Below are 13,303 nucleotides of genomic sequence, written 5' to 3' on the forward strand. Positions count from 1 at the left end.
TATAAAGACAAAAATATTGATCCATTCATCTCAACCCGTTATGATCAAGGTGCAAGCACATTAAATCGTAATATTGGAGGGCTCGATCGTGAGTAATTTTGAATATTTACAATTGTCATATGCCAACGATTTAAATCGCATCAATATTCCAAAGTATCAGCGCGGTTTGGTTTGGACCAAGGCAAAGAAAAATGGCCTCATCGAAACCTTGCATAAAGGCTTCCCTTTTGGCGTATTGTTGGTTGCTGAGAATCACGATGAAGACCATAGTTTGCAATTATTAGATGGCCAACAACGATTAGCGACTATCCGTGATTATCAAAAAAACAAAGTCCAATACTGGATGCAACTGAATGTCGACGCAAGTCAGATGTTACTTGACCAAATTAATCAACGACTTTCACTGCCTGAAGACGAAATTACTGAAAAGACACTTGCTCAACTGCTAGAGCCTGATTACGAGTTAGCAGATTGGACGGACGATTTGAACAGCTTGGCCAAAGAAACTCGCAAAGAACTCCGCGGGCTGATCATCACAGCGCGCCAAGAAATCAAAGACTACATCCAACTTGATACATTGATGATTCCAGTGATCAAATTTCAAGGTAATCCAACTGATTTGCCAGAAGTCTTCGAAAACCTCAACAAAGGCGGTACGCCGTTATCAAAGTATGAAGTCTTCAACGCTGCTTGGGTGAATGATACGTTGCATTTGCCAACCAACTCAGCTGAAGCAGATGAAATTCTAGAAAACGTCAAAGATTATTATCGCAAGATGCGTTCTAAGGGACAATTCGAAGTCTCTGATTTTTCCGAAGATGATCTTACCGAAAGTCGAGAAATCAATGTCGCCGAATTCGCACGCGCGCTGGGAAGTTTCGTGTTAAGTCGGATTCCAGCTTTAATGTCAGACTCGAATAAGAATGCCAACGAAATTGGTTTTGGCTTACTCGGAATTATCAGTGGGGTTGATAACAAACGCATCGCTGAAGTCCATGACAAAGTCGAACTGATTCAAAATGGGCTTGAGGAAACTTTGGCTAAAATTTCTCGCATTTCTAATCAACTACAAGCCACATTCGGAAAAATCTTATCACAGCCGATTGCGCACGCCAAACGTGAAAAAGCAAAAAAGGAGCCCTATCTTACTGCGTTAACGACAACGTTTAAGCTACTCTCCTATTACGCAAGCTTGTGGACGCTTGATGAAGAACAAACGACCACCATCTTGCGCCACCTGCCTTCATATTATGTGTACGATTATTTAGCAGGACTATGGACGGCTCATGGCGATCAACGTTTAAGTGACTACTATCCAAATATCCACAACAAAGATTACTTTGCTTCAATTCCCGTCGATCGCTTCATGACTGTTTTTTCACGTTGGTGTGACGAGAATCTTGGCATTCGTAAGACTTTCAGTCGAGATGTACAAGCTCTGATCGCCATCCATGGTAACTTAACGTATCTGGCAAAGACCATCCCGCATGCGGAAGATTATGAATTCGAACACATTATTCCAAAAAAACGGATCTTAGAATTTGATCCATCGCCTGCCAAAGTCCAACTAAGTTCCCTTGGTAATGGCATGCTTTTGCCGAAATCCGACAATAACAAGAAAAAAGATAAAACACTGTACGAATCTGATGACGCCGATAAATATACAGAATTGATCGCAAAATCAGCTTATCCAACACCTGAAAGCTTCGAAGTCAGCTTTAACAGCTTGAAAGCGCAGGAGTTTGATCGTGTTAATGAACAGATCAATCAACGGGCCGAAGTGGTTATGCAAAGTATTATTGAAGGGTTACTTTCGGAATGAGCACAAGCCAACAGCGCTGATCCAATTCAAATGACAAATACTATTAATGCATGAAAAAGCGCCAATAACCGACCGTCCACGATAATCGTGGATCAGTTCGGTTACTGGTGATTTTTTTGAGAATTCTTACGATAAAGTTGCTTTGTCTGCATGAAGTGGGGGTAACTCGAGGCGAAATTTCAATCATTGTGAAAAAAATGATTGACTCGATGGAGAAATACCACTCCCTAAACTTTACGATTATCACTAATAGACTCCGTTAATCAAAGCTGCAACCATTTCACTACCGCCAGTCATGTATGTTTGCCAAGATATTGGGGATAAAACGCTGTTTACTCCAATTCCATCTTTGAGTTCAAGCAGCCACCGCTTGGTAACTATGCTTTGTTGATCGATATAAAACTTCGCTTTATAGTTAGGAATAGTACCATTATTCACGATAGTTAGGCCATTCGACACGGGAAAGCAAAGACCACTGAATTCGACTCTTCGATCACCGAGCATACGCATGAACAAAATTGGATATGGATCTGTATCTCCTTTAAAGATATGAAATAACCGTTTGTTGCCGTTAGTACTGAGCAACTCTGTATTACTCTTATTATCCCCAAAATAAGTCAATGTGTCATCTTCAATGTGGTCTTGCCAAGCATCGGCTTTATTTTTACTGTCACCCGAAGTTAACACCAAGAATGCGGTTTTCGTCCGATCATCTTCAACTGTTGAGGGTCGAAAACCACCACTTGTTGGCGTAGATCGATACCCTGATTTCACTCTCATCAGGGCTGTGATCGTATTAGGAACTCTTTTTTCATGTTGATAAATTCTTTCAGGTATCAGATCTGCTAATTCTAAATCATGCTCGTTCATAAAAAAATCCCCTTAAGTATTTTACATTATGTTTGTAAAATACAATAAAAGGGAGATTTTTTCAATTCCACGATAAGTTAAGAACGCTTGCATTCCTTATCCATACTCTCAGAGTCCGGATACTAATTAAGACATCAAATCGTATTTGATAGCTTCTTGTCAAATTGACTAATAACAAAAGCAAATTTCTTTGACAAATAGGGAGGCACTGCATTACCAATTTGTCTGAACGCGGCGGTTCTAGAATGTTCAAAATAAAAGTTGTCTGGAAAGCTTTGAATCCGTGCCGCTTCTCTCACCGTAATCGAACGATTTTGATTCAGATCATAATGAATATACAGATGGCCGTCTTTGGCAATATGTGCCACCACTGTATGGGAATATCCGTCCCCATCCAATGCCTTAAAACGATCCAAAAAGATGTCCTTCGCACGGTGGTTGACCAACCGATCAGGTAACTGATTATATTTTAAGTTTTCCCCTTCCATCTTTTTTTGGACTGCGATTCTATATATCTCCAAGTCGTCATCACGATTGGGACGTGCAATATTTTGAGTTAGCGGTGGATCATTTTCTCGAAAATACTTTTTAACAAATTCAATAGGCTGTAGACTTCCGTAGTGATTAACGGTATTGCCAGCATTTAATTCCGGTAAATCACGGAATAACTGACGTAATACAGGCCCTCTTTCCCTTAGATTATCAAGTGATTCAAAAAAATGAATCGGTCTGAATTTATTCCGTCTTCCAAAGATGATAATTCGCTCGCGCGTTTGCGAAACTCCAAAATCAGCACTATTAATCAATCGTTCATCAATATCAAAATTTTCAGTACCGTCATTGAAAATATGGCTAAAGTCGTATTTGATCTTGGGGAGAAGTTTCTTACCATCCACATCTTTAAAAGAATATAGTCCCTTTACATTTTCAAAGACAAAAAAGTCGGGTTTGAAATGTTCCAAAAATCGAACATAGAATTTGTATAAGTAAACTCGCTCGTCTTCACTTTTTTTCGCTTCATTTCGACTACGTGCAACGGTAGAGTATGCTTGGCAAGGTGGACCACCAATAATTCCGTCAATTTTTCGATCCCCAACCAAGACATCCAATCGCGCAATAATTTCATCGATGGAATTCTCGGAAATTGTGGCTTGAACAACTCTTCCATACACTTCCTTTGGCACGACAGAGACCAGTTCGGCCCATGTAAGTTTGCCGGTAATGTAGGAATAATATTGATCCAACTGATCAACTTTCTTCAAATAACTAAAGATATCGCGAAGCTGTAACGTCTGACATGCGTCGCCATCCATTTCTACATGTGCAAGTAGATTGAATGACTCAGAACGAAAGCCTTCAGTCAACCCTCCTGCACCTGAGAATAGATCCAAAACATTCAACATGGTGACGCTCCTCCTCGCAAATTGTAATAACGACAAGTATACCACGAATGTACGTTCGTGAAAATATTCTTTCTTGCTAACGCATATTACTTTGGAAAACTATTTTCACGGGCCTTTTCCAACAGCATCATGATAACTTTCGCTTGTCGATCGGTGATTTCCTTCACCGATTCAAGATTCATCGCAAGTTTCAAGAAGCTCATATCTTTCATCGTCCAAATTTTCTCACGCTGCCCATATTCGAAGACTTCTTTCCAGAAACCCGACCCAAGCTGATAAACCTCAATCAGTGCATTCATGTCATCATCCTGTTTTTTTTGTTTGACGGCACTTTGTTCCTGCGTCTCCACATAAGAGCGAGACACCAATTCTTCAATAAATCTTGGATTCAAATCAAAGGGTACCATTTGCGCGATCTTCCAAGCCTGCTCACGCTTTGCCCATTCGGTTACGTTCTCCACACCTCGGTCAGGATCGGTGAGACTGCGATACATTAAAGGAGCAACAGTCGCAATTTGTTCGCGCCACGCTACCGAAATTGATTGCTCTTTCCAAATTTTTTCGAAATCAATGACTTTACTAATGTGCCGAACTTCGACCTGTTTGAATATTGCAGCAAGTGTATATGCAACAATATTCGCTTTATATGAAGTATACCAATCGGCGCTACGAACAATAGTGTCCGCACGTCTGAACAGAATTGTTAACGCGACAACCTTCTTATAAAATTCCTCATTAACAAAATGCGGATTTTTGTCCCATTGTTTCAGCATCCAGTCGGTAAAGTTCTTGAAACTTTTCGCAGCACCCAAACTGGCCGTATGCGGTAACATCCGATAGATATTGTAATACTTGGCAAGTTCCACCTTCTTGAACATTTGGTTTCGAGGATTCATCAACTCAAATTGTTTTTTCACTGTTGCGGTAGCCTTATAAGTTGCCTGTCGATACTGCCCATTCGCTCTTTCGTAATACCAATACGTCCCATGTTGCTGATCGCCTAACGCTGGCGCTAAAATTCGTCTGGATAGAAGTTCCAACTCTTGATGGAACTGGTGATTTGAAGCCAAGTCAGCATCGCTGACCTTGTTTTGACTATTCGCATAGCGCGAAATGTCTGGAATAAGCGATTCCGCGCGATCCGAACTAACAACAGAAATCTTCATTGGAACAAATATCTTTGAAATCTGTACGTGTGAACCTCGCGCTACATCATTCGTCCATGCACTTGCTAGAGAAACCGTTGTTTGACCGCCATTGACGATTTGAAGTGACTTGAATCCAGTTATGACCAAACCATGGGGCGTCATCTTCGTGGACATCTCTTCCGCCGTTGCGGTAATTCCGTTATTATACGCAAAAAACATTTCGGGACTATTCAAAATAGTGGTGCGAATTCCCTTGTTTACTTTACCGCGAGCTTGAAGAAAAGAACGAACATTTCCTTCCAATAGTCGAGATTGGTATTTATCGTAGATGCGAACTAATAATTCTCCGGGAACATTGCATAGATACGCACTATAATCATCTGTTTCGGATGCCTTCAGAGCCGGTATCCCCTCAGCTTGGAAGTCTTTAGCTAAGTCTATTAAGATCGGTTCCTTGCCGTTCACTGATTGATCCATCAGTTGAATTCGAGAAAGATCAAAAACTCCGTATTCACAGCGAATCCCATTAACAGTCTCGCTAGGAATGGACCGCAGTGCTTGACTTTTGTTGTAGTCAGTGAGGACTAATACTTCAACCGTTTCAATTACGAGCTTTTTGTGCACAATATCGAACGCTAATCCGTAACCATCACTGCTTTCTTCAGAATTTTCAATAATTTTGTCGGCGTCAAAATAAAAATTTTGCCCACGCTTCAGATACATCTCAGCATCCGATTTTCCAAGAGTGATTTCTTCGAAGTAAGAAATACTTGGAATCACGAACAAGCTTAGCTTTCGATCGAGTTCATTGTATGCATAACCGTCCAGCTGAACGGCGCGGTTATGGCGTCCATTCCCCATGAAATGAAGATAAATAGGGTCCTCTATAATTTCAGATTCTTCTAGTTTCTCAGTATAAATTTGGAAAAACGCTTCTCGATCAGTAGTTTTCTCAGCCTCCGCAACCGACACAACATTACTGATTAAATCATCGCGATAACTGCTCATTGATATCATCCACCTTATACATTGATAACGCATTGACAGCAAGGTCATATTCAATGCGTGAAATTGCCGGCTGGTTGTCGGCAGTCTTAATCATTGGAAAGTCGTTGTTAACTGCATAAAAATCTGTGCGTTTGAACTCAATTATCGTTTCTTCATATTGTTCCTTTGGCACAAAACCAGCCATCGCTAATTGTTTGTTAAACAGTGCAATTAACTCGGGAAGTACAAGGCGCCGACACAATTCATCGTACAGTTTCATTATGTTGGTGCCGTTGTCACTCGAGGCACTTGTTTTTGAATAACTGTTTACGATAAGATAACCATCCCCCTCTTCAGTTAACTGACTGGCGTTGCTAATGTGGATGGATGGCTTATCAATCGACTTTGTTTTTACTTCATACCAAGTCTTCCCTAACGAAAAATCTTGGTCTGCACCCAATGGCCCAGTCCACCCTTTTAAACCATACTCGGCACCATATTTGGGAATGATATAGTCTTTTAAAAAAATTAATTCGCCCATCAAGCCAAAGATCCGCTCGAAGGAAAGAACCGATTCAACCCGACGCGCAAAGAGCGACCACCACAGGTCGAGGCGTTTCAAAAATTTTTCTTCGGCCAACAGCTCGTTGTCTTCAAGTTGAATGGCATCCAAAAGATCCTGCACAAAAGCATCAAAAACTCCTCGATAACTTTCATCACAAAGAGAAACTGTCAAACCAAATCTTTTATCCTCTCGTTGCACCAGTTGTGCTTCAATATACTTACTTGATCGAATTTTTCTGGGCTTCTTTACTAGTTTCACGTAAAGGCTTTTCCTAGATTGGATGTCTGAACCGGTGTAAATTGCGAACGTCTCAGTATTTTTTAATCGCAAGTACTGATTTTGTGTCCCATCCATCAATTGTCACTCTCTTCTAATTCATTTTCGTCTTCGTCGTCAGGTTCTGCCCAAGCAGACTGATCATCAGTTCCTTCAATTAAAGCTCGATTAAACACTGCATTGGTTACATAGGTATATTTTAGTGTCTGCATACCTTCGATATCTGGAACACCCAAACTAATACCAATATCCAGCAAGCTTGCCTTATCAAATGATTCTGCAATCTCATCCACTTGCTCATTCTGATTCTTCGATTTCTTTAACTTAATTGGGTAAATGACGAGTAACGGGCGACGCGTAATACCAGTTCCAAAGTAACTATTTTCGTTAATGACATTCTTCTTGCCTAAGGCGTTCAGTCCTGCATTCAATTTGATACTTTCTTCGATCTTCATTGCAGTCTTCTCGCTAAGACCGCCTTTACCATATTCCCGAGTACCTAAACGACTGCTATTACCAGACAAACGAATGTTCGAATCTGATCCATACACAGTAAAAGAACGTTCATGCGGTTGAATTGTCAACGAGCCAAACTGTCGAGAATTATCATCAGATATTTTTTTCGTTGCCACCACAACATCCCAAGTTTGCAACAGTGGGTTATTGCTTGCATCAATTTCCTTGACGACAGAACTATCTTCTGAAAGTTCACTAATCTGTGGAAAGTTAAGTCGCTCAACCACGTTCATAATCATCTTCTTCGGCACTGCCAAAAACGTTGGCTTCTTGGGTAGCGCAAGTGTTCCTACGTCCTGCGCTCGGTATTGCTCTATTTCCTTCAACCATTCCACTACAATGCGCATGTTAGCATCTACCGTTTGAAAATCGGAACTAATCACAGGCGTTTCAATCGTTTGGCCATTAAGTTGACGCGTCATACGAATCGTATCAGTTGCTTTCATCTTGTTACGAGCGGTAACAATCAATGGGGTATCCTCAGCGGATCTTACCCGTAATCCAAAATCAATTGGTTTTCGGTTCTGCCTCGACATCTTCCGGATCTCTCGCCGCAATTCTTCCGTAGCGACAGAAATATGCCGGTACCAGTCAGCAGACTCTCGCGAAGTCCAGAGTCGACACAAATCGGCATATCCATCTCGATAACCAAACCAACGACCCATTTGCATCAACGTGTCATACATTTTTGTGTTTCGATAGAAGTAGCTGGTTGTCAAACCTTCAAGGGTCAAGCCTCGCGCCAAACTAAGGCCACCAACTGCAATAATTCGCAATCCCTGTGGATTATCATCGTAATTTAAACGTTGGCTCGCTGATGAGCTATTGACCGTATAAACCTGAATTGGCGCAATTGCTTCAAATAATACGGCCTTAACATCTTCCCACGCTTCTGGGATTACAGTTGCATCAAATTTACAATGATCCACAGTTATTTGACTGTTCTTATATTCCTCGGTAAATAATTTATGCATTTTGGCAATCAGACCGTTTTCTTGTGAGTTGAGTCCATATAATTTGACCTCAGTTTGGAGTCTTCTGACGTAATCAGAAACCACCTCTTGAACTTGCTTTTGGACATCAATAAATCGCGATACATGAATAAGCATCGAGCGGTGTTTATGCTTTTGACCTCGCAGATCTCGAACTGCATTGGCAAGCAGGAAGAGCATAATAGCTCGCTTTAATGATTCTGGCAAAACTGAAAAGCTAGTTTCCTTCTTATGCTTAAGTGGTAGAATTGCCTCCATATCGTCATTGTATCGCACAAAATAATGGTTCTTCCCCGTTGGTTGATAGACCTCCGAGGGACCAATATAATTGGAGGGTTGGTCTAAAAGATAAATAAAATCTTTTGGAAAGAGATCATTTGTTTCCGGATCATCAAAATGAGGGTCAATGAATATATTAGCAAACGGTGTCGCAGTGAAGCCAACGTAGCTATACTTTGTAAAAAGCTTCAGTAGATTTCGAATACACTGATTGATTGCCGTAGGATCCTTTTCTTCAGGATCCTTTGTATTAATCGATGCGTTATCCGCTTCATCATCAATTAATAATAAAGGTTCGTCGATCATACCACCATTCGACGTATTCTTGTCTTGAAGCCATTTGTGCAGTCGTCGTAAAACAGACGTATTCTTTTTTACCGTGAATACTACAACATTACCTTTAGCAAGACCATTAATTCGCACATTAACGTTAGGCTTAAAGTCTTGAGTCGTGGATGTAACTGAAAAGGCTAATGACATATCTGGATGCTTGAGTCCTACACCAATTCGATTTGTATGATTTGTGTTTTTACTATTTACGGTTATCTCACGACTATCCGCACCGACAAAGCCCTCATCAATTCGCGTTTGTGTTTGTTTTCGAAGTTTCTCAATCATGCCTGTTAAAACAATTACTACGCGATATCCAGCATCTGCGGCCTTATTCATCAAAGCAATATAATTTGAGGTTTTCCCTGATTGAACAGAGCCAATGACCAATCCTTTTCGTTGAAAAGGACTCCCTGAAAGCGGATCTCCGAGAACATCCATTATTTGATTGGATGCGAATTCAATTTTTTTAATGACACGATCCGGTAACCCCGCATCCTCGCTAAGGTATTCTTGATAACCATCCCAATGTACAGAACCGCGCTCAGAAATAGAATTAAAATACCATTTCTTATCTGCGCGCGACTTATCTTCAAACATTGTCCCGTCGTGCATTGTTACCTTATACTTCGTCTCGAAAAATGACACAACACGTTGAACATCGTTGTCAGAAATTTCGGATTCATGATCACACTTCCATAGAGGTATCATTTGACGAACAATGATCTCTATCTTGCCGTCCGGAATGCCTTGTGGACTCTTCTTGGCAACCTCTTCAACCAGCGATTTGGCATTATGCTCCAGCCATTCGATACCTTCTTCATTAATCTCCAGCATAATCTTCCCCCAACATCTTTTTTACTTTTGAGTTTTTTTGAATCCATTCCGTTTTCATGAGTGCACGATATGCATCTTGCGTACTTCCCAATGTCGTTGCAAGTGCCGATATCGTTTGTTTTGCCAACTCGTAAGCTCGTTCGTCTTCAATCGGCGTAGACTCAAGCTTATGATCGTTAGCGACATCATAATATACGGACATAAATGGAAATCCTTCTTCAATTATTTTGAGGACACCTTCAAACATTCGTGCTTGCGAATCATTCAACCCATCACGAAACGCGCTAACGACTGGAAAGCCCCGATCTATGAGATACGACTCATTACCACGATTATCGATTTTCTCCCAAATATCATCAAAAGAAGAGGTTTCTAGTTTTCGGCCACGATAGCTATACACTCGTTCACTTTTACCGACCGCTTTAATCACAATCTGTTTGATGCGTTCTCGCAGCTGCGCCGGAACTTGAGCCGTAGATTTTTTAACATCAATTTTCCAATAATCATCCAAACTATTCGGCAAATCTATTTGAACCCTTGCCAAACGTCGTAATTCAGAATCTCGAATCAATCGGAACCACTTTCCCCAAACAATAAGTCGGTGATTTCGATATATATAAAGTCCTTGGTTGAGCCCAAGACCTTTGAGACTATCTGCCTCATTACGTTCCTGAACAGACATGTTACTGGCAAAGGGCATGATAAACGGTGTGATTTTAACCACTTTCCGATCAACAAGGAGCGCTTGTTCCTCCAGAACTTGTGTAAATGAATTTGACCGCAGGAAAGGATCAATAGGTTTGAGCTCACGACCATTCATTGAAATCGTCAGTCTTTTTTCAACACTCATCGTCTCCAAATACCGATGAAAGACCAGCGCTAAATGTTGACTCGCATAATCCATTTTCCGAGCAAATTCATTTGAAAAGGATTCTGGCGAGTCACTGATCTGATCTAACTTCATCCAAAGGATCAACGTACCCTGAACCCGTTCTTTAAGCGCCGCGACACCTGGGAATTGCGAAATCTCATCAGCACTATAAAGCTGCAAGGACCACTCTTGAGTTTGATGAATGTGATCTAAATCCCACTGTGCAGCCGTTAATTCCCCATGTTGTTTTGAAACCACGGTCAACTGTCGGCACTGAGACATTGATGCCATTTTTAATCCCAATCCAAAACGTCCCAAATCGTTATGATCTCTTTCCGCGTGCACATCACTGCTGCCATACCGCATCGCTGAGGCAAGCGCATCTGAGTTCATCCCAACGCCGTCGTCTAACACAGAAACATAAGCGTTCTCTGGCGCATCTTCCAAGGAAAATTGGATACTAACATTTCTCGCTCCATTGCTAATAGAGTTATCGATTATATCGGCAAGCGCCATTTCAAAAGAATATCCAATCGATCGAGTTGATTCGATCAGGTTTGCAGCATTTGGAGGCAAATTTTTCTGTCTCATGTTTATTCTCCCGGGTGAATTATTGATTAATAAAGGATATATTAGCCAACATCTACAGATATGATATCGGCTCAGCCTAGCACAAAGACTGGATAAAAACTATAAAAATATTACTTTTCAAACATATGATATGAACAATGAATGTGTTACCGGTCTTGATGTGAATAATATATTCTACTAAGAATATCACAAAATAGGGATTTTCGAAACATATCAACCTCTAATCCATCCGTAACCTTTGAGTTTTTTTGATAATTTTTTTCATACTGATAATCGATATTCACTGTGATTTTTTCAGTAAATTGGCCCTGACCTTAAAATATTTCTATATTCAAAATCTAGTAAAGTCCTGATTCCATAAATCCTCGACAAAATACTGCAGAGGATTGACGAATTTCGTAATTAATCATAGCCAATTGCACGCAAAGCCCACGAAACAGTCTCCCATTTCGTGGGCTTCTGGCTTTTATGCCAACAATATCCAATTACGTCAGTGCAGTGACCAAACATATTACCAAGTGACGGCTCTGCGCAACTTTGGGGGATTGGCCCAAAACCACTTCAAGGCTTACTCAGCTCTGCATTGCCTTTCGTCCACAGGCGCCACAAGTTTCCCATGTCACCATGGGGAAATCGATCCGGTGTGATCTAACTGAACCCGACTGGGCCCTTAGGTGCCGGCACTTTTGAAGCTAGAGATCCAACGGCCTAAGCCGCTGCGGATCAGTCTCACTCAGTTTGCGAGGAACTGCCCCTCGTTGCGAAGTACTACTGACGACCTGCGCTAAGTCGCCCCTTCCTCCTTGAATTCCAAATCATGGTAACGCCTTCATAAACTATTGTCAAGTACTTTGAATCAGTTTTTTTCCGCTGACACGCCAAAATTATTTTTTCATTGCTTCAAATTTGGCAGATTGTTAATTCGATTGCATAATGCGCAATAGGAGGTGAAGCTCATGGAAATGCAGAGTCGACGTCGGATCAGAGTCCGCGGCGTGGTAGCCGATAGTCTGACTGGGGACTTTTTGTTGCCCGACAGCTCGGTAATCACTATCGATGCCGTAGTCGTTGGTGGGACTAATTTTGCTCGAGTCGGTAAGAACGAGTCGCTTGATTGGCCGCCACAAACTGTTTTTGCCGAATATAATCAAGAATTTCTCCGCACCCAGTTGCACTTGGGTTACGGCAGGCCGATTCTATTCAATGGCGTGTTAGTCAAAGTACATTTGATTGGTTCTCCACGCGATCGCGATTTTGCGATGAATTTGCAATTTCAACAGCGCAAGACGTTGGGACATCACTTAAGGCATTGGCTGGAGCATGAACACCATATCAAAGTCAAAGCTTGGCCACAGATTTTGCATCGCCTATTGGGAAATATTGACGATTATCTGGAAGGTAAGCTCACTTTAGAGATGGTTTTGACCCGATTCACAAAGGCTTTCTCTGCCTTGGGTCCACGCCTCAGCCAACGCACCACAATCATCGTCCGAAATGCATGGGCCCTTTCGGCAAAGTTCGACCGTAGCCTCGACGAGCGTTTACCGCCAGTTTATCTGTTCCGAGACGTTCAGCGCGTCGAGAACTTCCAATTCGGCGACGCTCGCGACACCGCGATGAAATACGACGACAACGACTACGAACGCCGCGATGAACCAGGTTATCTCAAACAACAATTTGATCAAGTCCAAGTCACCAAGCAACTCTTCCAACAACTTGACCTACCATTTTATGATCCCAAGTGGTTGGCGACCAAACGCGAACGCAACCAACCAGTGTGGGAGCCGTCGCAACTGAAACAATACCATTTATAGGA

8 protein-coding genes are annotated in these 13,303 nt (G+C 41.6%); 2 read left to right on the forward strand and 6 right to left on the reverse strand.

The window, feature by feature from the left end; genetic code table 11:
* Positions 1-88 precede the first annotated feature (88 nt).
* Positions 89-1,822, forward strand: a complete 1,734-nt coding sequence (locus tag EKM92_RS02080) for a GmrSD restriction endonuclease domain-containing protein (RefSeq protein WP_164509863.1) — start codon at positions 89-91, stop codon at positions 1,820-1,822.
* A gap of 246 nt (positions 1,823-2,068) precedes the next feature.
* On the opposite strand, the gene EKM92_RS02085 is transcribed toward EKM92_RS02080, so the two are convergent.
* The 6 genes from EKM92_RS02085 to EKM92_RS02110 all read right to left on the reverse strand — a co-directional run bounded on the left by EKM92_RS02085 (position 2,069) and on the right by EKM92_RS02110 (position 11,487).
* On the reverse strand, positions 2,069-2,692 hold the full coding sequence (locus tag EKM92_RS02085) for a hypothetical protein (protein WP_125707379.1): 624 nt from the start codon (positions 2,690-2,692) through the stop codon (positions 2,069-2,071).
* 134 nt (positions 2,693-2,826) lie between these two features.
* Entirely contained in the window at positions 2,827-4,095 is a 1,269-nt protein-coding gene (locus EKM92_RS02090) for a DNA cytosine methyltransferase (RefSeq protein WP_125707381.1), read from the reverse strand.
* Positions 4,096-4,181: 86 nt separating this feature from the next.
* Entirely contained in the window at positions 4,182-6,251 is a 2,070-nt protein-coding gene (locus tag EKM92_RS02095; protein WP_125707383.1) for an AIPR family protein, read from the reverse strand.
* A complete protein-coding gene (locus EKM92_RS02100) occupies positions 6,232-7,149 on the reverse strand; it encodes a PD-(D/E)XK motif protein (protein WP_125707385.1) in 918 nt (305 codons plus the stop codon). Before EKM92_RS02100 ends, EKM92_RS02095 begins: the two co-directional genes overlap by 20 nt.
* The gene (locus tag EKM92_RS02105; protein WP_125707387.1) at positions 7,149-10,025 is read right to left on the reverse strand and encodes a Z1 domain-containing protein; all 2,877 of its coding nucleotides are present in this window, start codon (positions 10,023-10,025) and stop codon (positions 7,149-7,151) included. The genes EKM92_RS02100 and EKM92_RS02105 overlap by 1 nt, the downstream gene beginning before the upstream one ends.
* Positions 10,012-11,487: an ATP-binding protein gene (locus tag EKM92_RS02110; protein ID WP_125707389.1), complete on the reverse strand. Its 1,476-nt coding sequence runs from the start codon at positions 11,485-11,487 to the stop codon at positions 10,012-10,014. Before EKM92_RS02110 ends, EKM92_RS02105 begins: the two co-directional genes overlap by 14 nt.
* A 956-nt stretch (positions 11,488-12,443) precedes the next feature.
* On the opposite strand from EKM92_RS02110, the gene EKM92_RS02115 reads away from it, so the two are divergent.
* Positions 12,444-13,301, forward strand: a complete 858-nt coding sequence (locus EKM92_RS02115) for a hypothetical protein (protein WP_125707391.1) — start codon at positions 12,444-12,446, stop codon at positions 13,299-13,301.
* Positions 13,302-13,303 lie beyond the last annotated feature (2 nt).

This window comes from Lacticaseibacillus porcinae, assembly GCF_003946305.1.
GTDB classification, from domain to species: Bacteria; Bacillota; Bacilli; order Lactobacillales; family Lactobacillaceae; genus Lacticaseibacillus; species Lacticaseibacillus porcinae.

What these genes read in the sequence shown, in the direction of transcription:
- EKM92_RS02085 (WP_125707379.1), bottom strand. Translation starts at nt 2,692, where the DNA reads ATGAACGAGCATGATTTAGAATTAGCAGATCTGATACCTGAAAGAATT.
- EKM92_RS02090 (WP_125707381.1), bottom strand. Translation starts at nt 4,095, where the DNA reads ATGTTGAATGTTTTGGATCTATTCTCAGGTGCAGGAGGGTTGACTGAA.
- EKM92_RS02095 (WP_125707383.1), bottom strand. Translation starts at nt 6,251, where the DNA reads ATGAGCAGTTATCGCGATGATTTAATCAGTAATGTTGTGTCGGTTGCG.
- EKM92_RS02100 (WP_125707385.1), bottom strand. Translation starts at nt 7,149, where the DNA reads ATGGATGGGACACAAAATCAGTACTTGCGATTAAAAAATACTGAGACG.
- EKM92_RS02105 (WP_125707387.1), bottom strand. Translation starts at nt 10,025, where the DNA reads ATGCTGGAGATTAATGAAGAAGGTATCGAATGGCTGGAGCATAATGCC.
- EKM92_RS02110 (WP_125707389.1), bottom strand. Translation starts at nt 11,487, where the DNA reads ATGAGACAGAAAAATTTGCCTCCAAATGCTGCAAACCTGATCGAATCA.
- EKM92_RS02115 (WP_125707391.1), top strand. Translation starts at nt 12,444, where the DNA reads ATGGAAATGCAGAGTCGACGTCGGATCAGAGTCCGCGGCGTGGTAGCC.